Consider the following 22,581-nt stretch of genomic DNA (forward strand, 5'->3'; position numbering starts at 1 on the left):
GCTCCCGCAACCCCGCAAGATCATCGCGTCCAACAGCCACGGTCCTCGCAACTCCCACACATCGCGGGTGTTGCGAGGACCGTTAGAACCCAAGGGGAAGGGGTGCGGGCCCGACGTCAGCGGCTAGCGCCTAGTGGGGAGCCTCAGCTCTGGCCACCGGCGAGCTTCTCGCGGAGCGCGGCGAGCGCCTCGTCCGAAGCCAGGGCACCGGAGTTGTCCGCGGACTCCGAGGAGTACGAACCGCCACCGGAGGCAGCCTGGGCGGCGACGGCGTCGCCACCCTCGGCGGCAGCCTCCGCGTCGGCCTCGCGGGACTTGATGACCTGGGCCTGGTGCTGCTCGAAGCGGGTCTGCGCCTCCGCGTACTGGCGCTCCCACTCCTCGCGCTGCTTCTCGTACCCTTCGAGCCAGTCGTTGGTCTCGGGGTCGAAGCCCTCGGGGTAGATGTAATTGCCCTGGTCGTCGTAGGACGCGGCCATGCCGTACAGGGTCGGGTCGAACTCGACCGCGGACGGGTCGGCACCGAAGGACTCGTTGGCCTGCTTCAGCGAGAGGCTGATGCGGCGACGCTCCAGGTCGATGTCGATGACCTTGACGAAGATCTCGTCGTTGACCTGGACGACCTGCTCCGGGATCTCCACGTGGCGCTCGGCCAGCTCGGAGATGTGGACCAGGCCCTCGATGCCCTCGTCCACGCGGACGAACGCACCGAACGGAACGAGCTTGGTGACCTTGCCGGGGACGACCTGACCGATCTGGTGCGTCCGGGCGAACTGCTGCCACGGGTCTTCCTGGGTCGCCTTGAGCGACAGGGAGACGCGCTCGCGGTCCATGTCCACGTCGAGGACCTCGACGGTGACTTCCTGACCGACCTCGACGACCTCGGAGGGGTGGTCGATGTGCTTCCAGGAGAGCTCGGAGACGTGGACGAGACCGTCGACGCCACCCAGGTCCACGAAGGCACCGAAGTTGACGATCGAGGACACGACGCCGGAGCGGACCTGGCCCTTCTGGAGGGTGGTGAGGAACGTCTGGCGGACCTCGGACTGGGTCTGCTCCAGCCAGGCACGGCGGGACAGGACCACGTTGTTGCGGTTCTTGTCCAGCTCGATGATCTTCGCCTCGAGCTCCTTGCCGACGTACGGCTGGAGGTCGCGGACGCGACGCATCTCGACCAGGGAGGCCGGGAGGAAGCCGCGGAGGCCGATGTCGAGGATGAGACCACCCTTGACGACCTCGATGACGGTACCGGTGACGATGCCGTCCTCTTCCTTGATCTTCTCGATGGTGCCCCAGGCACGCTCGTACTGGGCGCGCTTCTTCGAGAGGATCAGGCGGCCTTCCTTGTCCTCCTTCTGGAGGACGAGGGCCTCGATCTCGTCACCGACGGCGACGACCTCGTTGGGGTCGACGTCGTGCTTGATCGAGAGCTCGCGGCTCGGGATGACACCTTCGGTCTTGTAACCGATGTCGAGCAGGACCTCGTCCCGGTCGACCTTCACGATGACGCCGTCGACGATGTCGCCGTCGTTGAAGTACTTGATCGTCTCGTCGATCGCGGCGAGGAAGGCTTCCTCGTTACCGATGTCGTTGACCGCTACCTGCGGGGTGGTGGCGGTGGTCTCGGTGCTGCTCGTCATGTGGGAAAGGGCTCCGGTACGGACATTGAAGTCGTAGGTACTGCTACGCCGGGAGCCGTTGTCGCTCTGCAGAAGGCCGGACAGTCCTGAGAAGCGCGCTCCGCACCCTCGCGGGGAAACGGACCACACCTCGAAACCGAGGGGACATACATACAGACGCGAGCGCAGCCTGCTCTGTCTGAGGAGCGCAGGCTCGCAGCGCAACTTGTAGCATACGGGGGCAGCCGGACAGGGTCAATGCGCGAAAGGCGCACACCCGGGGCGGATCGCCGCATTCCCGGCACCGAAACCGTCACACGAGGCCACAGCGGCCACATCCGGCCATGGACCGATCTCTTTCGGCCGACGTGGAACGCGTCCGCGGTTCGTCGGAAGAGTACGACGAGGGAGCCAATCATCCAAGAGGTCGAACTGCCCGAGCCGGAAGCCACCCGGCGCACCGTTTCGGGCACGGAGAGCAGCCGCGCCAACCGCGGCTGGTGGGACCGCAACGCCGACGAGTACCAGAGCGACCACGGGGCGTTCCTCGGGGACGACCGGTTCGTCTGGGGCCCCGAGGGGCTGGACGAGGCGGACGCCGCGCTGCTGGGGCCGGCGACGGAACTGGCCGGGCGGGACGTCCTGGAGATCGGGGCGGGAGCCGCGCAGTGCTCGCGCTGGCTGGCCGCGCAGGGGGCCCGGGCGGTGGCGCTCGACCTGTCGCACCGGCAGCTCCAGCACGCCCTGCGGATCGGGTCGGACGGGGTGGCCCTGGTGGAGGCGGACGCCGGAGCGCTGCCGTTCCGGCCGGACTCCTTCGACCTGGCGTGTTCGGCCTACGGGGCGCTCCCGTTCGTCGCGGACCCGGTGCGGGTGCTGCGCGAGGTGCGTCGGGTGCTGCGACCGGGCGGCCGGTTCGTCTTCTCGGTGACCCACCCGATCCGCTGGGCCTTCCCCGACGAGCCGGGTCCCGAGGGCCTGTCGGTGGCCGCGTCGTACTTCGACCGCACGCCCTACGTGGAGCAGGACGAGAGCGGCGAGGCCGTGTACGTGGAGCACCACCGCACGCTCGGCGACCGGGTGCGGGACGTGGTGGCCGCCGGGTTCCGCCTGGTGGACCTGGTGGAGCCGGAGTGGCCGGAGTGGAACGGGGAGGAGTGGGGCGGCTGGTCGCCGCTGCGCGGGCACCTGATCCCCGGCACCGCGGTCTTCGTCTGCGAGCGGTAGGGATCGCCCCCGGGCCCGGCTGCGCGCCCCCTGCACCATGGAAAATCACATCATCATGCGATCCCACCCCGCTTGTGGATAACCGAACGCACCGGTCGCGCCCAGGCCGCACACTGACCGCATGATCCGAACCGATGCACTCGACCGTCTCCCGGTGCGCGAGGCCGTGCCCGCCCTGCTGTCCGCCCTGGACGACCACGGGACGGCGGTGCTCTGCGCACCGCCCGGCACGGGCAAGACGACCCTGGTGCCGCTGGTGCTCGCCGGTCTCGTCGGCCCGCAGGGCGACCGACCGGGGTCGCCCGCTCCCCACCGGGTCCTCGTCGCCGAGCCGCGTCGGATCGCCGCCCGGGCCGCCGCGCGCCGGATGGCCTGGCTGCTGGGCGAACGGCCCGGCGGGCGCGTGGGGTTCACCGTGCGCGGTGAGCGGGTGGTGGGCCCGCAGACCGTGGTCGAAGTGGTCACGACCGGCGTGCTGCTCCAACGGCTCCAGCGGGAGCAGGAGTTGACGGGGGTGGGGACGGTGGTCCTGGACGAGTGCCACGAGCGGCACCTGGACGCGGACACCGCTGCCGCCTTCCTGCTCGACGTGCGGGGCACGCTCCGTCCGGACCTCCGGCTGGTGGCCGCGTCGGCGACCACCGACGCGCGCGGCTGGGCCGAACTCCTGGGCGGGGCACCGGTGGTGGAGACGGCGGGGGCGTCCCATCCGGTGGACGTGGTGTGGGCACCGCCCCCGCGCACGGTGCGACCTCCGCACGGCACCCGGGTCGACCCGGCCCTGCTCGCGCACGTCGCCTCGGTGGTGCGGCGGGCCTGGGCGGAGCGGACGGGGGACGTGCTGTGCTTCCTGCCCGGGGTCGGGGAGATCGCCCGGGTGGCGGGGCAGCTGGCGGACCTCCCGGCCCCCTCGGGCGAGGGCGGCGCCGAGGTCCTCCAGGTGCACGGACGGGCCCCGGCCGCCGTGCAGGACGCGGTGTTGGCCGGTGGGTCGGCGCGCCGGGTGGTGCTGACGACCTCGGTGGCCGAGTCCAGCCTGACCGTGCCGGGCGTGCGGACCGTGGTGGACGCGGGACTGGCCCGGGAGCCGCGGACGGACCACGCCCGGGGACTCGGTTCCCTGACGACGGTGCGGGTGTCCCGGGCCGCCGCCGACCAGCGGGCCGGGCGGGCCGGGCGGGAGGCCCCGGGGACGGTGTACCGCTGTTGGTCGCCCGCGGAGCACGACCGGTTGGCCCCGTTCCCGCTTCCGGAGATCAAGGTGGCCGAGTTGACGGCGTTCGCCTTGCAGAGCGCGGTGTGGGGTGACCCGGAGGCGACCGGCCTCGCCCTGTTGGACGCGCCTCCACCGGGTGCGCTCGCCGCCGCACGGGCCAGCCTCGGCGCGCTCGGCGCGGTCGACGGATCGGGTCGGGTGACCCGGCGCGGGCTGCGGATGGCGCGCGTGGGGCTGCACCCACGACTCGCGCGGGCCCTGTTGGACGGGGCCGCGGAGGTGGGCGGGCGGCAGGCGGCCGAGGTGGTGGCGCTGTTGAGCGAGGAGCCTCCCCGGGCATACGGGGACGACCTCGCGGCCGCGTGGCGCTCCGCCCGACGGGGCGACGACGGCTACGGCGCACGGTGGAAGGCCGAGGTGCGCCGGCTGACGGCGGCCGTGGACGGGGCGGACCACGAGCGCTCCGGGGGCCCATCGGTCGGGGTCCGGCCCGCTCAGGACTCCCTGCTCGACGACCGGGACCGGGTGGCGGGACTCGTGGCGGCGTTGGCCTTTCCGGAACGGCTGGCCAGGGAACGGGGCGAGGGCGACTACCGGATGGTGTCGGGCACCCGGGCCCAGTTGGGCGAGGGCTCGGCACTGCGGGGCGTGCCCTGGCTGGCGGTGGCCGTGGCGGACCGGCCGGCGGGGGCGGGGCACGCCCGGGTCCGGCTCGCCGCCGCGGTGGACGAGGGGGTCGCGCACCGGGCTGCCGGGTCCCTGCGCACCGAGGGGGACGAGGTCGCCTGGTCGGACGGGGACCTGGTGGCGCGGCGGGTCGAGCGGTTGGGAGCGGTGGAGTTGTCGGTGCGCCCGTTGGCGGAGCCCGATCCCGCGCTGGTCGGGGAAGCGGTGTTGGAGGGGTTGCGCCGGGAGGGGCTGGGCCTGCTCGGCTGGGACCGTGACGCCACGGTGCTGAGGCAGCGGCTGGCGTTCCTGCACCGCACCCTGGGCGGCGGCTGGCCCGAGGTGTCCGATGCGGCACTGATCGCGCGCGCCGCGGAGTGGCTGGAGCCGGAACTGGGGCGGGTGCGGAACCGGGCGCAGTTGGCGCGCATCGATGCGGGGCGGGCGCTGACCCGGTTGCTGCCCTGGGCGAGCGGGGAGGCCGCCCGCCTGGACGCGCTGGCACCCGAACGCATCGAGGTGCCGAGCGGCTCCCGGATCAGGGTGGACTACGCGAACCCCGAACGGCCGGTGCTCGCGGTGAAGTTGCAGGAGGTGTTCGGGTGGGTGCGCACGCCCGAGGTGGCGGGGGTGCCGCTGTTGATGCACCTGTTGTCCCCGGCGGGCCGGCCGGCTGCGGTGACCGCGGACCTTCCCTCGTTCTGGTCCCAGGGGTACCGGGCGGTGCGGGCCGAGTTGCGGGGGCGCTACCCCAAGCACCCGTGGCCGGAGGATCCGTCGACGGCGCCGCCGACTCGGCACACCACGGCCCGGGCGGGGGGATGAGGTGGTGTCCGCCCGGGCCCGCCGAGCGGCGGGCCCGGGCGGGCGGACACCGCCTCAGACGGCGGGCGTCTTCTCGATCGTGAGCTCGATGGTGAGGGTGGCGCCGCCGGCGGTGGTGATGCGGAGCAGGTGGGTGCCCGGGGTCTCGTCCGCGAAGAGTGCGGGCAGGCGGAGCAGTCCGTCCTCGTCGGTGACGAGGTCGGTCCGGGTGCGCACGGGATTGCCGTCAGCGTCCTTGAAGTGGGGGCCCCGGTCGTTCTCGGCAGGGCCGTCGGCGGACTTGACGAGGGTCGCCGTGGCGGCGACCCGGCCGGCCGCGGCTCCCCGGCGGGTGGCCTTGACCTCGATGGCGTCCGGGAACTGCGCACCCGGCAGGCAGACCAACTCCTCGTCGCCGATGCGGACGAGGGCGTCGGCCTCGCGCTGGACGACGGTGGCCGCGAGGTCGGTGTGCACGCTGCGGCCCACCACCGCGGCGCGGACCTCGAAGCGGCCGGTCTGCTCCCCCGCGATCAGTGCGGGCGCGGTGGCGAACCCGGACCGGTCGGTGAGGACGCTGGCGAAGCGTTCGCCGCCGGGGAAGGCGGTGTCGGTTTCGCCCTGGACGGCGAAGCGGACCCGCACCCCGGCCACCGGGTCGCCGGACCGGGTGACCGCACGCACCTTGGCCTGCTGGGCGAAGGCCTCCCCGGCGGTCGCCGTCAGCTGTGCGCTGCTGGCCGCCACCAGTCGCATCACGGTGTCGGTGGGCGTGGGGGGCTTGGTCGGAGGTGTGGTGGGTCGGGTGGCCGGCGGCGGGGCGGGCGGCTTGGTCGGGGGCTTGGCGGGCGGTGTGGTGGGCGGCGTCGTCGGCGGGGTGCGGGGCTCTTCGGGCTCGGGCGACGGGCTGCGGCCCGGGCCCTCGGGCCGGGGGGAGGGCTCGGGTGCGTCCCCGGAGCGGGGCGGTCGGCGCTCCGCCGCCCCGTCGGCGTCCTCGGACCTGTCCGGGCGGCTGCGCTCCTTGGGCACGGTGCCGGTTCCGTCGGGGATCTCGTGGGTGCCCTCGCGGTAGTACTCCAGCCACGACAGCACGGTGTTCACGTACTCGGTGGAACGGTTGTAGCTGAGGATCGCGGCCCGGAGTTGGGAAGCGGAGGAGAGGTCGCGGCCACCGGCGCAGAGGTAGCGTCCGGCGGCGAGCGCGGCATCGTAGATGTTGTTGGGGTTGCGCTGGCCGTCGCCGTTGCCGTCGGCGCCCCAGCCCTCGCCGTCCGGTCCGCCCTGACCCCAGGTGGAGGGGATGAACTGCATCGGGCCCACGGCGCGGTCGTAGTGCGGGTCGTCGTCGTAGGCGCCGTTGTCGGTGTCCCTGATGGTGGCGAAGCCGTTGCCGTTGAGGACGGGGCCGAGGATCGGTGTGGTCGTGGTGCCGTCCGCGTCGACCCGGCCTCCGCTGGCGTGGCCCGACTCGACCTTGCCGATCGCGGCGAGCAGTTGCCACGGCAGCTTGCACTCCGGCTGGGAGGCGCGCAGTGACGATTCGGCCTTCTTGTAGGCGTCGAGGACGGTGGCCGGGATGCCGGACTCGGACCGGCCGCCGGTGGCCTGTTCACCCGCGGTGGGGGGCACCGCCGGGCTCTTGAGCGGTGGGAGTTCCGTGTAGTAGGGCGAGTCTCCGGTGGCCGAGGGCTCGGCGCCCTCTTCGTTCGGCAGGTTGTCGAGCGTCTGGAGGCCCGAGACGGAATCGGTCACTCCCTGGGCTCCAGGAGCGCCCGAGGCGGAGAGTGCCGCCACGGCCAACGCCGCCACGGCGGTGGTCGCCGCCCCCTTGTACAGCCGTTTGCCGAAGTACGCCGCCATGAATCCCCGATTCCCCTTCCGCCGGTGCCCGTTCGCGGTGCGCGCGGCTCTGGCGCACCCCGACGCCAGTGACCCTACGGCAACTTCCCCCGCGTAGGTACGGGCCAGTGACCGTTATGGGCGATTGGCTCATTGGTGGGGGGTGGGCGGGCGCGCACGACTCGCGACCGGGGGCTCCCTCCCGCCGTCACGGGCCCGGAGCCGGTTGCCGTAAGGGCGGGGCCTCGCCGTGCGCACGAGCATGCCGAGGCCCCGCCCACTCCCGTGGCGGCGCCTCAGTGGGCGGCCGACTCCCAGGTGTCGCCGACACCGACCGACACGTCGAGCGGGGCCCGCAGGCGCACCGCGTCCGCCATCTCCCGGCGCACCAGCGCCTCCAGCGGCTCGCGCTCTCCGGGAGCGACCTCCAGCACGATTTCATCGTGGACCTGGAGGAGCATGCGGGAGGCCAGCCGTGCCTCGTCCATCGCCCGGTCGACGTTCAGCATCGCGATCTTGACGATGTCGGCGGCCGTGCCCTGGATGGGGGCGTTGAGGGCCATCCGTTCGGCCATCTCCCGGCGCTGGCGGTTGTCGCTGTTGAGGTCGGGGAGGTACCGGCGCCGGCCGAACAGGGTCTCCGTGTACCCCGTGGCGCGGGCCTCCTCCACCACCCGCTGGAGGTAGTCGCGGACCCCGCCGAAGCGCTCGAAGTACGTGTCCATCAGGGCGCGGGCCTCCGCCGCCTCGATGTTGAGCTGCTGGGAGAGCCCGAACGCCGACAGGCCGTAGGCCAGACCGTAGGACATGGCCTTGATCTTGCGGCGCATCTCCGGGTCCACCGCGGACCGGTCCACGCCGAACACCTGGGAGGCGACGGTGGTGTGCAGGTCCTCGCCGGAGGTGAACGCCTCGATGAGTCCCGCGTCCTCGGACAGGTGCGCCATCACCCGCAGTTCGATCTGGCTGTAGTCCGCCGTCATCAGGGACTCGAAGCCCGCCCCGACGACGAACCCCCGCCGGATCGCCCGGCCCTCGTCGGTGCGGACGGGGATGTTCTGGAGGTTCGGCTCGGTGGAGGACAGTCGCCCCGTGGCCGCGACGGTCTGGTTGAAGGTGGTGTGGATGCGGCCGTCCGCGGCGATCGTCTTGATCAACCCCTCGACGGTGACCCGCAGCTTCGCCTGCTCCCGGTGGCGGAGCATGATGACGGGCAGTTCGTGGTCGGTCTGGGTGGCGAGCCAGGCGAGCGCATCGGCGTCGGTGGTGTACCCGGTCTTCGTCTTCTTGGTCTTCGGCAGGTTCAGCTCCCCGAAGAACACCTCCTGGAGCTGCTTGGGGGAGCCGAGGTTGAACTCACGGCCCACCGCGGCGTGCGCCTCCTTCACCGCCTGCTGGACGGCGCCCGCGAACATCTGCTCCATGGACTCCAGGTGCGCCCGGTCGGCGGCGATGCCGTGCCGCTCCATCCGCGCCAACAGCACGGAGGTGGGCAGTTCCACCTCGCGCAGCAGATCGGCCGCGCCGACCTCCGGCAACCGGGTCCCGAAGGCACCGCCGAGGTCGAGCACGGCCCGCGCCTGCACCATCAGGGCCTGCGCCTCCGCCTGTTCGTCCACGCCGAACGCGAGCTGCCCGTCGGGGGCGGCGGCCGGCGCCAGTTCCCGTCCCAGGTACTCCAGGGTCAGCGCGTCCAGCGCGAAGGAGCGGCGTCCGGGCTTCACCAGGTACGCGGCCAGGGCCGTGTCCATGGCGATGCCCTCGATCGTCCAGCCGTGCTCGGCGAAGGCCCGCAGCACGCCCTTGGCGTTGTGCAGCACCTTCGGCCGGTCGGCGTCGGCCAGCCAGCCGGCGAACGCGTTCTCGTCCGCCTCGTCCAGCTGGGCCGGGTCGAACCAGGCCGCCGCTCCGTCGGCGGCGGCGAGGGCGACCTCGGTCACCGAGCCCGTCCCGAGGGACCAGGTGTCCACCGTGGCCAGCCCGAGGGGGGCGTCCGCGTGCCCGGCCAGCCAGGGGGCGACCTCGCCGGTCCCCAGCACGCTGCCGTCGACCTCGACGGCCGCCTCGATCACCGGCTCGTCCCCGGCCTCTCCCGGGTCCACCGCGAGCAACCGCTCGCGCAGGGACGGGTTGCGGATCTCCAGGGTGTCCAGGACCAGCGCCACGGCCTTGCGGTCGTACGGGGCGCGTTCCAGGTCGGTGACGGTCCTGGGCAGCTCGACGTCCCGGGTGAGCTCGGTGAGCCGGCGGTTGAGCTGCACGGCCTCCAAGTGGTCGCGCAGGTTCTGCCCGGCCTTGCCCTTGACCTCGTCGACCCGCTCCACCAGCTCCGCGAACGAGCCGAACTGGTTGATCCACTTCGCCGCGGTCTTCTCCCCCACCCCGGGGATGCCGGGCAGGTTGTCCGAGGGGTCGCCGCGCAGCGCGGCGAAGTCCGGGTACTGCGCCGGGGTCAGGCCGTACTTCTCCTGGACCTTCTCCGGGGTGAACCGGGTCAGCTCCGAGACGCCCTTCGTCGGGTACAGCACCGTGGTGTGGTCGCTGACCAACTGGAAGGAGTCGCGGTCACCCGTGACGATCAGCACCTCGAAGCCCTCGGCCTCCGCCTGCGTGGCCAGGGTGGCGATCACGTCGTCGGCCTCGAAGCCGTCCACGGCGAACCGCTCGGCGTGCATCGCGTCCAGCAGTTCGCCGATCAGCTCGACCTGGCCCCGGAACTCGTCGGGGGTCTTCGAACGGTTCGCCTTGTAGTCGGCGTACTCCGCGGAGCGCCACGTCCGCCGCGAGACGTCGAAGGCGACCGCGAAGTGCGTGGGCGCCTCGTCACGCAGGGTGTTCGCCAGCATCGAGGCGAACCCGTAGATCGCGTTCGTCGTCTGACCCGCCGCGGTCGTGAAGTTCTCCGCGGGCAGCGCGAAGAACGCCCGGTACGCCAGCGAGTGCCCGTCCATGAGGAGCAGTCGGGGCCGGTCACCCCCGCCCGTGCCCGCCGCGGTCCCGGTCTTCTTCGATGCTGTCTCTGCCACGCCCCCGATCCTGCCACGCCGCACCGACAGCCGTGGCCGCCCCGCCCCGGACGCCCCCTGCGCACCCGGGCGGGACCGCGGGGGCGCGGAACGGAGCCGGGACGGTATAGACAGGGAGCGGCAAGGACGGCAGGAGGGCCCCGCGGGCACGTCACCGCGGGCGCCCGCGCTCGACGAGGAGCCGAGATGGCCAGTGAACCGCCCCGGCACGACCCGGTGCAGGACGATCCCGAGGTGACCCCGCCCCGGCACGCGGCGGCGGGGCTGCCCGGCGTCGGGCACGCCCTGCGCCACGCGCACCGACAGATGGGCGTGCGGCGCACCGCGCTCACCCTGCTGCGCGTCAACCAGGAGGACGGCTTCGACTGCCCCGGCTGCGCCTGGCCGGAGCCGGAGCGCCGCCACACGGCGGAGTTCTGCGAGAACGGCGCCAAGGCCGTCGCCGAGGAGGCCACTCTGAGGCGGGTCGGCCCCGCCTTCTTCGCCGAGCACTCCGTGTCCGGGCTGGCCGCCCGCAGCGGCTACTGGCTCGGACAGCAGGGGCGCCTCACCCACCCCCTGCACCTGCCCGAAGGCGCGGACCACTACCGGCCGATCTCCTGGGAGCGCGCCTTCGAGCTGATCGCCGCGGAGTTGAACGCGCTGGACTCGCCCGACGAGGCCGTCTTCTACACCTCCGGACGCACCAGCAACGAGGCGGCGTTCCTCTACCAGCTCTTCGTCCGCGAGTTCGGCACCAACAACCTCCCCGACTGTTCCAACATGTGCCACGAGTCCTCGGGGTCGGCGCTCACCGAGACGCTCGGCGTCGGCAAGGGCAGCGTCTTGCTCGAAGACCTCCACCGGGCCGACCTGATCGTCGTCGCCGGGCAGAACCCGGGGACGAACCACCCGAGGATGCTCGGCTCGCTGGAGAAGGCCAAGCGGGCCGGGGCGAAGATCATCACGATCAATCCGCTGCCGGAGGCGGGGCTGGAACGGTTCAAGGACCCGCAGAGTCCCCGGGGGCTGCTGCGGGGCACCGCCCTGACCGATCTGTTCCTCCAGATCCGCATCGGCGGCGACCAGGCGCTGTTCCGCCTGCTCAACCGGCTGCTGCTGGACGCCGACGCGAACGGCACCGCGGGGGCCGTGGACCACGAGTTCGTCCGTGCGCACACCCACGGCTTCGAGGCGTTCGCGACCGCCGCCCGGGCCGCCGACTGGGAGCGGACGCTCGCCGCGACCGGACTGGAACGCGCCGCCGTGCAGGAGGCGTTCCGGATGCTCCTCGCCTCCCGTCGGACGGTGGTGTGCTGGGCGATGGGCCTGACCCAGCACAAGCACTCCGTCGCGACCATCAAGGAGGTGGTCAACCTCCTGCTGCTACGGGGGGCCGTCGGTCGGCCCGGTGCCGGGGTGTGCCCGGTGCGCGGCCACTCCAACGTGCAGGGCGACCGCACGATGGGCATCTTCGAGCGCCCGGCGGACGCCTTCCTCGACGCGCTGGCGGAGGAGTTCGGCTTCGCTCCCCCGCGGGCGCACGGCCACGACGTGGTCCGCGCCATCCGGGCGCTGCGCGACGGCGCGGCGAAGGTCCTCGTGGCCATGGGCGGCAACTTCGTCTCCGCCTCCCCGGACACCGCCGTCACCGAAGCCGCGGTGCGGCGGGCGCGGTTGACCGTGCACGTCTCCACCAAGCTGAACCGTTCGCACGTCGTCACCGGGGCGCACGCCCTGATCCTGCCGACCCTCGGGCGCACCGAACGCGACGTGCAGGCGGGCGGGCCGCAGTTCGTGACCGTCGAGGACTCCATGGGCGTGGTCCACGCCTCACGGGGGCGGCTCGCCCCGGCCGGCCCCGAGCTGCTGTCCGAGCCGGTGATCGTCTGTCGGCTGGCCCGTGCCGTGCTCGGCGACCGCAGCGTCGTGCCCTGGGAGGACTTCGCCGTCGACTACGCGAGGATCCGCGACCGCATCGCGCGCGTGGTGCCCGGCTTCGAGGACTTCAACGCCAAGGTCTCCCGGCCCGGCGGGTTCACCCTCCCGCACGCCCCGCGCGACGAGCGCCGCTTCCCCACCGCCACCGGCAAGGCCAACTTCACGGCCGAGCCCGTCACCCACCCCCACGTCCCCGCCGGGCGGTTGCTGCTCCAGACGCTGCGCTCCCACGACCAGTACAACACCACCGTCTACGGGCTCGACGACCGCTACCGGGGCATCAGGAACGGACGCCGCGTGGTGCTGGTCCACCCGGAGGACGCCCGGGCGCTCGGGTTCCCCGACGGGTCCCACGCCGATCTGGTGGGCGAGTGGCGGGACGGGGTCGAGCGGCGCGCTCCGGGGTTCCGGGTGGTCCACTACCCGACCGCGCGCGGGTGCGCCGCCGCGTACTACCCGGAGACGAACGTCCTCGTGCCCCTCGACGCGACGGCCGACACCAGCAACACTCCGGCGAGCAAGTCCGTGGTGATCCGGCTCGAACCGTCCGGCACGGAGCCCGCAGGCACCTGAGCGACCGCTCACCCGACCTGGTAGGAAGGGACGGACACGCCGGGTCGAGCGACCCGGCGCCACCGAGGAGGAGTCCATGGGCGAGCAGCGCACGGTGAAGTTCCCCCAGGAGGTCGTCGACGAGTACGCGGGCCTCGGCGTCGACCTGCCCGCCCTGTTCTCCGCGGGGCACCTCGGCACCCGCATGGGCATCGAGATCCAGGAGGCGTCCGCCGAGCGCGTCGTCGGGACGATGCCCGTCGAGGGCAACACCCAGCCGTACGGGCTGCTGCACGGCGGGGCGTCGGCGGTCCTCGCCGAGACCCTCGGTTCCATCGGCGCGATGCTGCACGGCGGGGCACGCCGGATCGCGGTGGGCGTGGACCTCAACTGCACCCACCACCGCGGGGTGCGCTCCGGCTCCGTCACCGGCACCGCGACCCCCGTGCACCGGGGCCGTTCCACCGCCACCTACGAGATCGCCGTCACCGATGCCGAGGGCCGGCGGGTGTGCACCGCGCGCCTCACCTGCATGCTGCGCGAAGCGGACGCCCCGAAGGGCTGAGCGCGCCCGCCCCACCTGTCGAGCCCGCGGGTCCGCCCGCGGGCTCGACGCGTTCCCGGGCGGTGACGGGGAGGCACGCCCGTTCGCCACCGGGGGATCGATCGTCCCCCGACGCTCCCGGGCACGCCCGCGCCGCGCCCCTGCCGCAGGAGAGACGCCCCGCCCCCTCTCCGCACTCCCGGATCGTTCCGCCCCACTCGGCTCCACCCGCTTCGTGGAGCCTTCATCCACCATTCCCGGAAATCACGAGGAAAAGACCGACAAGGGAGCCCGGTACGAATTCTCGGGAATGCACACCCCCGTCACATCGAGTAGCGGAAAGGCGATCTTGATTCATCGCCTCAATGGTGACCCCATCTAAATTATCGATCATTTCCCGCAGCCGAAAGATCACCGAGCGACCGCTCTCCGGTACATCCCGCACTGCTCAGCGGAGGGGTTCGCGCACGGAATGCCGACCACCGGGAGAAACTCCGGAGCCACCTTCACCACAAAGAACGGAATCTTAAATTCCGCCCTGTCATAACAAGAGAGTCACAAGCGCATCCGGGCCACTGCCCCGGGCCGGGAGTCAGGCTTTAGAGTCACCGCCAGTCACCGATCCATCGGGAGTTCAGTACCAGTTCGACATTGCTCCGACCCATTCAGGGAAGGGCGGGTCGACGGAAAGGACTGATCGTGCGACAGCGTTCTTTGCTGATGCTCACCTCCGTTCTCACCACCGGAGCGCTCGCCCTCACCGCTTGTGGCTCGCGCGACGACACGGGCGCGGGGGACGGCTCCAGCGGCGACACGACCCTCACCATCGGTGTGGACGCACCCCTGTCCGGGGAGAATTCCGCAACGGGACTCGGCATCCGGGGCGGCGTCAAGATCGCCGTCGACGACGCCAACGAAAAGAAGCTCGTTCCTGGTGTGAAATTCGAGCTCAAAGCGCTCGACGACAAGGCGCAACCGGCCACCGGACAACAGAACGCAACAGCCCTGGTCGGCGACAAGTCCGTCGTCGGGGTCGTCGGCCCGCTCAACTCGGGGGTCGCCCGGTCCATGCAGCAGGTCTTCGCCTCCGCCAATCTGGTCCAGATCTCCCCCTCCAACACCGATCCAGAACTCACTCAGGGCAAGAACTGGCAGAACGGCGACAAGAAGCGCCCCTACGCCACGTACTTCCGCACCGCGACGACCGACGTCATCCAAGGTGGATTCGCGGCCGACTACGCCTTCAACACCCTCAAGAAGAAGAAGGTCTACGTGGTCGACGACAAGCAGGCGTACGGCGCCGGCCTCGCGAAGATCTTCCGAGAGGATTTCCAGGAGGCGGGCGGCACGGTCGTCGGCACCGACAGCATCAACACCGGGGACAAGGACTTCGCCGCCCTCATCACCAAGATCGAGGACGCCGAGCCCGATCTCGTCTACTACGGCGGCCAGTACGACGAGTCCCAACTCATCACCAAGCAACTGAAGGAGGCCGGGGCGAAGATCCCGCTGTTCGGCGGCGACGGCATGTTCACCCCCACCTACATCGAGACCGCGGGCGCCACCGCCGAGGGCGACCTCGCCACCTCCGTCGGCGTCCCGGTCGACACCCTGCCGGCCGCCAGGACCTTCATCGAGACCTACAAGGCCAAGGGGTACAAGGGCGACTACGGCACCTACGGCGGCTACTCCTACGACGCCGCGTCCGCGATCATCAACGCCGTCAAGGCGGTCAAGGAAGCCAACGACGGCAAGCTGCCCGGCGGGGACGACCTGCGCGAACAGGTCGTCGAAGCGGTCGGCAAGAGCGACTTCGAGGGCATCACCGGCAAGGTCTCCTTCGACGAGTACGGGGACACCGGCAACAAGCAACTGACCGTCTACCAGGTCGAGCAGGGCACGTGGGAAGCCGTCAAGACCGGCACCCACAACAGCTGACGGACCACGGCACCGCACCGGCCGACGCCCGGACACCGACACCACCCCGGAGTCCGGCGGGCACCCCCGGGCCGCGCGGACGACGCACCCGACCGCGCGGCCCCGCGTCTGACCCACCCCGCCCCCCAAGCGACTATGGAGGCCACGCGGTGAACACCCTGCCGCAACAGCTGGCCAACGGGCTGCTCCTCGGCTCGATGTACGGGCTGATCGCCATCGGCTACACGATGGTCTACGGCATCGTCCAGCTGATCAACTTCGCACACGGCGAGATCTTCATGGTCGGCGGCTTCGGCGCGCTCACCGTGTACGCCTACGTCCTGCCCACCGGCACCTCGATCTGGGCCGCCCTGCCCCTGATGCTCCTCGGCGGCGGACTGATCGCCGTCCTCTTCGCCGTGGGGGCCGAGAGGTTCGCCTACCGGCCCCTGCGCGGAGCACCACGCCTGGCGCCCCTGATCACCGCCATCGGCCTCTCCCTGGCGCTCCAGGAGGCCGTCCGCAACTTCTACCCCCGTGCCGACAAGCCGCGCGTCTTCCCCCAACTCGGCGGCGGGAGCCACCAGATCGGCTCCCTGACCCTCACCCGGGCCGACGTCTTCCTCCTCGCGGTCGCCGTCGTCTGCATGACCGGACTCGCCCTCTTCGTCCGGCGCAGCCGCACCGGACGCGCCATGCAGGCCACCGCACAGGACCCCGACACGGCGCAGCTCATGGGCATCGACACCCACCGCATCATCGTCATCGCCTTCGCCATCGGCGGGTTCTTCGCCGCCGTGGCGGCGGTGGCCTACGGCTTCAAGTACGGGCACGTCGAGTACCGCATGGGCTTCATCATGGGGCTCAAGGCGTTCACCGCGGCCGTCCTCGGCGGCATCGGCAACGTCTACGGCGCCATGCTCGGCGGGGTCGTCCTCGGCCTGGCCGAGACGCTGGCCAGCGCCTACATCGACGGAGTGCCCGGGATGGACCAGCTCGGCGGCGCCAGTTGGGCCAACGTCTGGGCCTTCTGCCTGCTCATCCTCGTCCTCCTGGTGCGGCCCCAGGGGCTGCTCGGCGAACGCGTCACGGACAGGGCGTGAGGGCCGTGACGACGAACCGGTACGCCGCGCTCCTGCCCCTCCCGGTCCCGGCGGCCCGTGCGTTGGTCCTCGCCGGCGCCGGCGCGAGCCTCGTGACGCCGTTCCTCGCCTGGACCTGGACCAGCGCCTTCCCCGGCGACCTCACCGTCCACGGATACCCCGGCGGCCTCCAGTGGATGACCCTCGTCGCCGCCGGCCTGACCCTGCTGTTCGCGCTGGCGACCCGTCCCGTCCCCGGGGTGCGCCGGCTGAACCCGGGCGGCACCGACGCCCCGCTCGTGCTCAGCGCGCTCGGGCTCTTCGCCACCACCTGGTTCACCACCCTCGCCATCGCCGTCACCCTCGGCGGCCTGGCCCACCTGGAACCGGGCGGCCACATCGCCACGGCGGCCTCCGCGCTGCCCCTGCTGGGGGTGCTCGCACTCCCCCAACCCGCCGCGTCCCGCCCCGACGGCACCGTCGACCGGCGCGAGGTGCTGCGCCGGCTCGTCCGCAGACCGGAGCGGCTCGCCGTGCCGAGCCGCCCGGCCGCACCCTGGGTGCAACGGGCGGTCATCACCCTGGTCGTCATGGTGGGGCTGGCCGTCTTCACCTACGGCGTGGACACCCCCTCCGAAGAGGGCGAGACCTTCATCGGCTACCTCATCGTCGTCGTCTCCGGGATCTGGGCCCTGCACGCGGCCGGGGCCGTCGAGCGGTTCTCCCGACTGACCGCCGACAACCGGTCCTTCACCCTGGCGATGGGCTTCGCCGCGGCGATCCTCTTCCCGTTCACCCAGAACGACGACCACTACACCAACATCGGCGTCAACATCCTGATCTTCGGGACCGTCGCCCTCGGCCTGAACGTCGTGGTGGGCCTCGCCGGTCTCCTCGACCTCGGGTACGTCGCCTTCCTCGGCGTCGGCGCCTACACGGCGGCCCTGGTCTCCGGGTCCGAGTTCTCCCGCTTCTCCGGGGTGCAGTTCCCCTTCTGGGCGGCGGCGCTCACCGGGGCCGCGGCCTCCCTCCTCTTCGGAATCCTCATCGGTGCCCCCACCCTGCGGCTGCGCGGCGACTACCTCGCCATCGTCACCCTCGGCTTCGGCGAGATCTTCCGCATCGCGGTCAACAACCTCGACGGGGACTCCGGACCCGACCTCACCAACGGCCCCACCGGCATCCCCGCCATCCCCGACCTCCAGTTCCTCGGCTTCGACTTCGGCGAGACCCACGAGGTGGCCGGCATCACCCTCGGCAGGTTCGCCAACTACTACCTGTTGATGGTGCTGGTGATGGCCGTCGTCGTGATCGTCTACAACCGGGCCGCGGACTCCCGCATCGGCCGCGCCTGGGTCGCCATCCGCGAGGACGAGACCGCCGCCACCGCCATGGGGATCAACGGCTTCCGCGTCAAGCTGACCGCCTTCGCGCTCGGTGCCGCCCTCGCCGGTCTGGCCGGCACCGTGAGCGCCCACGTCACCTACAACGTGGTGCCCACCCCGTACCAGTTCGCCGGCTCCACCCCGCCGAACTCCGCGTTCCTGCTCGCCGCCGTGGTGCTCGGCGGGATGGGCACGGTCAGCGGCCCCCTGCTGGGCGCCGCGCTCCTCTACCTGTTGCCCGAGAAGCTCGTGTTCCTCCAGGACAAGTCCCTGCTCGCGTTCGGCATCGCGCTGGTGGTGCTGATGCGGTTCCGTCCCGAGGGCATCGTCGCCGACCGGCGCCAGCGGCTCGCGTTCCACGAGACCGACCCACTCGACCCACCCGGCGGGCGGCACGCACCCGACCCGGCCGTGGACACCACCAAGGCGGGGGCGTGACCCACGTGAACACCACCACCGGCACCCGTCCCCGGCCCGCCCCCGACACCGCCGTGCTACGGGCCACCGGGGTCACCATGCGTTTCGGGGGCCTCACCGCCGTGCGCTCCGTCGACCTCACCGTCGACGCCGGCGAGATCGTCGGCCTCATCGGGCCCAACGGTGCGGGGAAGACCACCTTCTTCAACTGCCTCACCGGCCTCTACGTCCCCGCCGAAGGCACCGTCACCTACCGCGGCAGGGTCCTCCCGCCCAAGCCCCACCTGGTCACCCGGGCCGGGATCGCCCGCACCTTCCAGAACATCCGGCTCTTCGCCCACATGACCGTCCTGGAGAACGTGCTGGTCGGGCGGCACACCCGCACCAAGGAGGGGCTGTGGTCCGCCCTCCTGCGCGGGCCCGCGTTCACCCGGGCGGAGCGGGCCTTGGAGGAACGCTCGATGGAGCTCCTCGACTTCGTCGGACTCGCCCCCAAGCGCGACCACCTCGCCCGCAACCTCCCCTACGGGGAACAGCGCAAGCTCGAAATCGCCCGGGCGCTCGCCAGCGACCCCGGGCTGCTCCTGCTCGACGAACCCACCGCCGGCATGAACCCGCAGGAGACCCGCGCCGCCGAGGAACTCGTCCTCGCCATCCGCGACCAGGGCACCGCCGTGCTCGTGATCGAGCACGACATGCGCTTCGTCTTCGGCCTCAGCGACCGGGTCGCCTGCCTGGTCCAGGGCGAAAAGCTGGTCGAGGGCACCAGCGACGTCGTCCGGCGCGACGAACGCGTCGTCGCCGCCTACCTCGGCGCCCCGTACGAGGGGGTCCCCGAGGACCCGGCGGACGCCGTCCCGGCCGGGGACGTCGACCCCGCCGGCGGCACCCGCGCCACCCGCCCGAAAGGGGACACCCCGTGACCGCACTCCTGGACGTCAAGGACCTGAAGGTCGCCTACGGCAGGATCGAGGCCGTCAAGGGGATCTCCTTCACCGTGGACGCGGGGCAGGTCGTCACCCTGATCGGCACCAACGGCGCAGGCAAGACCACCACCCTGCGCACCATCTCGGGCCTGCTCAGACCGCTCGCCGGCAGCATCTCCTTCGCCGGCGTCCCGCTGGGTTCCACCCCCGCCCACGAGATCGTCGCCCTGGGCCTCGCCCACTCGCCCGAGGGCCGCCGCGTCTTCCCCCGCCTCACCATCGAGGAGAACCTCCGACTCGGCGCGTTCCTGCGCGAGGACGTCGACGGGATCGACCGGGACATCGCCCGGGCCTACGCCCTCTTCCCCGTCCTAGAGGAGCGCCGGGCGCAGGCCGCGGGCACCCTCTCCGGCGGCGAGCAACAGATGCTGGCCATGGGGCGGGCCCTGATGTCCCGGCCGAAGCTCCTCATGCTCGACGAGCCGTCCATGGGGCTCTCGCCGATCATGATGCAGAAGATCATGGCGACCATCGTCGAGCTGAAGGCCCTGGGCACCACGATCCTGCTGGTGGAGCAGAACGCCCGGGCCGCGCTCTCCCTCGCCGACCGCGGCTACGTCATGGAGACCGGCCGGATCGTCCTCTCCGGCTCCGGAGCGGAGCTCCTCCACGACGAGTCCGTCCGCAAGGCGTACCTGGGCGAGGACTGAAGCGCGCGCCCCGTCCTCGGCCACGGCACACAGGAGGCCCGCCGCCCGGGCGCCCACCCGGGTGACGGGCCCTCGCCGGTGCGTGCGACGGCCGTCGCGACCGCCCCCACGCCCCAGGACGCCTACTGCTGCTTCTCCTTGGCCGCACGGCGCTCCCGGCCGTCCTCGATCACGGCCTCCGCGACCTCGCGCATCGACAGCCTGCGGTCCATGGACGTCTTCTGGATCCAGCGGAACGCGGCCGGCTCGGTCAGCCCGTACTCGGTCTGGAGCACCGACTTGGCCCGGTCCACCAGCTTGCGGGTCTCCAGCCGTTGGGTGAGGTCGGCGACCTCCTGCTCCAGGGTGCGCAGCTCCGTGAAGCGCGAGACCGCCATCTCGATGGCCGGCACGACGTCGCTCTTGCTGAACGGCTTGACCAGGTAGGCCATGGCTCCGGCGTCGCGCGCCCGTTCCACCAGGTCCCGCTGGGAGAACGCGGTGAGCATCAGCACCGGGGCGATGGACTCCCCGGCGATCCGCTCGGCCGCGGAGATGCCGTCCAGCTTGGGCATCTTCACGTCGAGGATCACCAGGTCCGGGCGGAGTTCCTGGGCGAGGGCCACGGCCGTCTCGCCGTCGCCCGCCTCGCCGACCACGCTGTAGCCCTCTTCCTCCAGCATCTCTTTGAGGTCGAGGCGGATCAGCGCCTCGTCCTCGGCGATGACCACACGGGTCGTCAGCGGAGGCACGTGCGACTTGTCGTCGTCTGCTTCGGGCTGGGGTGGCTCGGGGGCGGTCACCTGGGGCTCCTCATGACGGGCCTGTTCTCGTGGTTATGCAGCCTACCCAGCAGCGGGGAAGGCCGCCGACCCGGTATGCTGCTCGGGTGCTCGGCCGGGTTGGCGGAATGGCAGACGCTGATGTCTCAAACACATCTGTCCGAAAGGGCGTGCGGGTTCGAATCCCGCACCCGGCACTCCTGAAGCGGAAGCTCACCTTCGTGTGAACTTCCGCTTTTTCGCTACCCAAGACACCGTTCCGTCACGCAGAGTAGCCGTATGGACCTTCTCTGCACGGGCGTTCGACGAAGCGCACCTTCCCGCCGCGAGGGCGGCAACGACGGCCGTTCCGGACGCGCCGGACGGGCGCTCCGGAGGTTCCGGGGCCGCCCAGGGCGGCTCCGGAACGGGGCGCGTGCGCCGGGGCGGAGGGGTACGCACCCGGGCCCGGTCCGGACGACCGGGCGGGAGGCGTCGTTCACGCGGGTCGATCAGGACGGGTTGTCACCGATGTGGTGGACGCGGACCAGATTGGTGAAGCCCGCGACCCCGGGCGGGGAACCCGCGGTGATCACCACCGTGTCACCGCGTTCGCAGCGACCGATCCTCAGGAGCTGCTCGTCCACCTGCTCGACCATGGCGTCGGTGGAATCGACCCGGGGCCCGAGGAAGGTCTCCACGCCCCAGGTGAGATTGAGTTGGGAGCGGGTCGCCGCGTCGGGCGTGAAGGCGAGCAGCGGGATCGGCGAACGGTACCGGGACAGACGCCTGACGGTGTCGCCGGACTGCGTGAAGGCGACGAGGAACTTGGCACCGAGGAAGTCGCCGATCTCCGCGGCCGCACGGGCGACCGCCCCGCCCTGGGTGCGCGGCTTGTTGGCCTCGGTCAGCGGCGGCAGCCCCTTGGCGAGGAGCTCCTCCTCGGCGGCCTCGACGATCCGCGCCATGGTCCGCACCGTCTCGATCGGGTACTTCCCGACGCTGGTCTCGCCGGAGAGCATCACCGCATCGGTGCCGTCGATGACGGCGTTGGCCACGTCGGACGCCTCCGCCCGGGTGGGACGGGAGTTCTCGATCATCGAGTCCAGCATCTGGGTGGCCACGATGACGGGCTTGGCATTGCGCCGGGCGATTTTGACGGCACGCTTTTGGACGAGGGGGACTTGCTCCAGGGGCATTTCGACGCCGAGGTCGCCCCGGGCCACCATGAGGCCGTCGAATGCGGCGACGATGTCGTCCAGGTTGTCGACCGCCTGGGGCTTTTCGATTTTGGCGATGACCGGGACGAAACGGCCCTCTTCTTTCATAATGCGGTGGACGTCCCTGATGTCCTGTCCGCTCCGCACGAAGGAAAGGGCGATGACGTCGAAACCGGTACGCAGCGCCCAGCGGAGGTCTTCCTGGTCCTTGGCGGAGAGGGCGGGCACCGAGACGGCGACACCGGGGAGGTTGAGGCCCTTGTGGTCGGAGACCATGCCGCCCTCGATGACGGTGGTGCGCACCCGAGGACCGTCGACGGCGACGACCTCCAGGGTCACCTTGCCGTCGTCCACCAGGATGCGTTCACCGGGGGTGACGTCGGCGGCGAGGCCGTCGTACGTGGTCCCGCAGGTGTGGCGGTCCCCTTCGACTCCGTCCTCGACGGTGATGGTGAAGGCGTCCCCGCGCTCTAGGAGCACCGGGCCTTCGAGGAAGCGGCCGAGCCGGATCTTGGGACCTTGGAGGTCCGCGAGGAGCCCGACGCTGCGGCCGGTCTCCTCGGCCGCCTTGCGGACGCGCTGGTAGCGCTCCTCGTGTTCGGCGTAAGACCCATGACTGAGGTTGAAACGGGCAACGTCCATTCCGACCTCGACCAGTGCCTTGATCTGGTCGTACGAGTCAGTGGCGGGGCCCAGAGTACAGACGATTTTTGCTCGGCGCATGGTTCGAGCCTAGGGCTTACCGGCGGGTAGGAAATTGGTATCCGGTGA

General features: G+C 71.5%; 14 protein-coding genes and 1 tRNA gene. 10 read left to right on the top strand and 5 right to left on the bottom strand.

What is annotated here, in order from left to right:
• Positions 1-143 precede the first annotated feature (143 nt).
• Positions 144-1,640, bottom strand: a complete 1,497-nt coding sequence (gene rpsA, locus ABT092_RS23165; protein WP_351246856.1) for a 30S ribosomal protein S1 — start codon at positions 1,638-1,640, stop codon at positions 144-146.
• Between the two features lie 237 nt (positions 1,641-1,877).
• Here rpsA and ABT092_RS23170 point away from each other — a divergent pair, with 237 nt between their 5' ends.
• Both ABT092_RS23170 and hrpB read left to right on the top strand, forming a co-directional pair.
• A complete protein-coding gene (locus tag ABT092_RS23170; RefSeq protein WP_351246858.1) occupies positions 1,878-2,846 on the top strand; it encodes a class I SAM-dependent methyltransferase in 969 nt (322 codons plus the stop codon).
• A 121-nt stretch (positions 2,847-2,967) separates the two neighbouring features.
• Positions 2,968-5,553, top strand: coding sequence for an ATP-dependent helicase HrpB (gene hrpB / locus ABT092_RS23175; protein ID WP_351246860.1), 2,586 nt, complete (start codon positions 2,968-2,970; stop codon positions 5,551-5,553).
• 54 nt (positions 5,554-5,607) lie between these two features.
• On the opposite strand, the gene ABT092_RS23180 is transcribed toward hrpB, so the two are convergent.
• A complete protein-coding gene (locus ABT092_RS23180; protein WP_351246862.1) occupies positions 5,608-7,392 on the bottom strand; it encodes a lytic transglycosylase domain-containing protein in 1,785 nt (594 codons plus the stop codon).
• Positions 7,393-7,667: 275 nt separating this feature from the next.
• Positions 7,668-10,397, bottom strand: coding sequence for a DNA polymerase I (polA, locus tag ABT092_RS23185; RefSeq protein ID WP_351246864.1), 2,730 nt, complete (start codon positions 10,395-10,397; stop codon positions 7,668-7,670).
• Between the two features lie 186 nt (positions 10,398-10,583).
• On the opposite strand from polA, the gene ABT092_RS23190 reads away from it, so the two are divergent.
• From ABT092_RS23190 to ABT092_RS23220, 7 genes are all read left to right on the top strand, one after another.
• On the top strand, positions 10,584-12,890 hold the full coding sequence (locus tag ABT092_RS23190; RefSeq protein WP_351246865.1) for an FdhF/YdeP family oxidoreductase: 2,307 nt from the start codon (positions 10,584-10,586) through the stop codon (positions 12,888-12,890).
• Between the two features lie 76 nt (positions 12,891-12,966).
• Positions 12,967-13,434, top strand: coding sequence for a PaaI family thioesterase (locus tag ABT092_RS23195; protein ID WP_351246866.1), 468 nt, complete (start codon positions 12,967-12,969; stop codon positions 13,432-13,434).
• A gap of 693 nt (positions 13,435-14,127) precedes the next feature.
• On the top strand, positions 14,128-15,351 hold the full coding sequence (locus ABT092_RS23200) for a branched-chain amino acid ABC transporter substrate-binding protein (protein ID WP_351246937.1): 1,224 nt from the start codon (positions 14,128-14,130) through the stop codon (positions 15,349-15,351).
• A gap of 149 nt (positions 15,352-15,500) precedes the next feature.
• Positions 15,501-16,433 carry a branched-chain amino acid ABC transporter permease gene (locus ABT092_RS23205; RefSeq protein WP_351246868.1) on the top strand — a complete coding sequence of 311 codons (933 nt, stop codon included), beginning with the start codon at positions 15,501-15,503 and terminating at the stop codon, positions 16,431-16,433.
• A complete protein-coding gene (locus ABT092_RS23210; protein WP_502968488.1) occupies positions 16,430-18,235 on the top strand; it encodes a branched-chain amino acid ABC transporter permease in 1,806 nt (601 codons plus the stop codon). The genes ABT092_RS23205 and ABT092_RS23210 overlap by 4 nt, the downstream gene beginning before the upstream one ends.
• A gap of 77 nt (positions 18,236-18,312) precedes the next feature.
• On the top strand, positions 18,313-19,137 hold the full coding sequence (locus ABT092_RS23215) for an ABC transporter ATP-binding protein (RefSeq protein ID WP_351246939.1): 825 nt from the start codon (positions 18,313-18,315) through the stop codon (positions 19,135-19,137).
• Positions 19,134-19,850 carry an ABC transporter ATP-binding protein gene (locus ABT092_RS23220; protein ID WP_351246872.1) on the top strand — a complete coding sequence of 239 codons (717 nt, stop codon included), beginning with the start codon at positions 19,134-19,136 and terminating at the stop codon, positions 19,848-19,850. Before ABT092_RS23215 ends, ABT092_RS23220 begins: the two co-directional genes overlap by 4 nt.
• Before the next feature lie 122 nt (positions 19,851-19,972).
• On the opposite strand, the gene ABT092_RS23225 is transcribed toward ABT092_RS23220, so the two are convergent.
• Positions 19,973-20,632, bottom strand: coding sequence for an ANTAR domain-containing response regulator (locus ABT092_RS23225; RefSeq protein ID WP_351246874.1), 660 nt, complete (start codon positions 20,630-20,632; stop codon positions 19,973-19,975).
• Between the two features lie 93 nt (positions 20,633-20,725).
• Between ABT092_RS23225 and ABT092_RS23230 the strand changes: the two genes are divergently transcribed.
• Positions 20,726-20,808, top strand: a tRNA-Leu gene (locus ABT092_RS23230).
• A gap of 294 nt (positions 20,809-21,102) precedes the next feature.
• Here ABT092_RS23230 and pyk read toward each other — a convergent pair.
• A complete protein-coding gene (gene pyk / locus ABT092_RS23235) occupies positions 21,103-22,533 on the bottom strand; it encodes a pyruvate kinase (RefSeq protein WP_351246876.1) in 1,431 nt (476 codons plus the stop codon).
• Positions 22,534-22,581: the final 48 nt, after the last annotated feature.

The organism is Streptomyces sp. NPDC002490 (genome assembly GCF_040296045.1).
In the GTDB taxonomy this organism is placed as follows: Bacteria; Actinomycetota; Actinomycetes; order Streptomycetales; family Streptomycetaceae; genus Streptomyces.

What these genes read in the sequence shown, in the direction of transcription:
- ABT092_RS23215 (WP_351246939.1), top strand. Translation starts at nt 18,313, where the DNA reads ATGCGTTTCGGGGGCCTCACCGCCGTGCGCTCCGTCGACCTCACCGTC.
- hrpB (WP_351246860.1), top strand. Translation starts at nt 2,968, where the DNA reads ATGATCCGAACCGATGCACTCGACCGTCTCCCGGTGCGCGAGGCCGTG.
- rpsA (WP_351246856.1), bottom strand. Translation starts at nt 1,640, where the DNA reads ATGACGAGCAGCACCGAGACCACCGCCACCACCCCGCAGGTAGCGGTC.
- ABT092_RS23170 (WP_351246858.1), top strand. Translation starts at nt 1,878, where the DNA reads ATGCGCGAAAGGCGCACACCCGGGGCGGATCGCCGCATTCCCGGCACC.
- pyk (WP_351246876.1), bottom strand. Translation starts at nt 22,533, where the DNA reads ATGCGCCGAGCAAAAATCGTCTGTACTCTGGGCCCCGCCACTGACTCG.
- ABT092_RS23195 (WP_351246866.1), top strand. Translation starts at nt 12,967, where the DNA reads ATGGGCGAGCAGCGCACGGTGAAGTTCCCCCAGGAGGTCGTCGACGAG.
- ABT092_RS23190 (WP_351246865.1), top strand. Translation starts at nt 10,584, where the DNA reads ATGGCCAGTGAACCGCCCCGGCACGACCCGGTGCAGGACGATCCCGAG.
- ABT092_RS23180 (WP_351246862.1), bottom strand. Translation starts at nt 7,392, where the DNA reads ATGGCGGCGTACTTCGGCAAACGGCTGTACAAGGGGGCGGCGACCACC.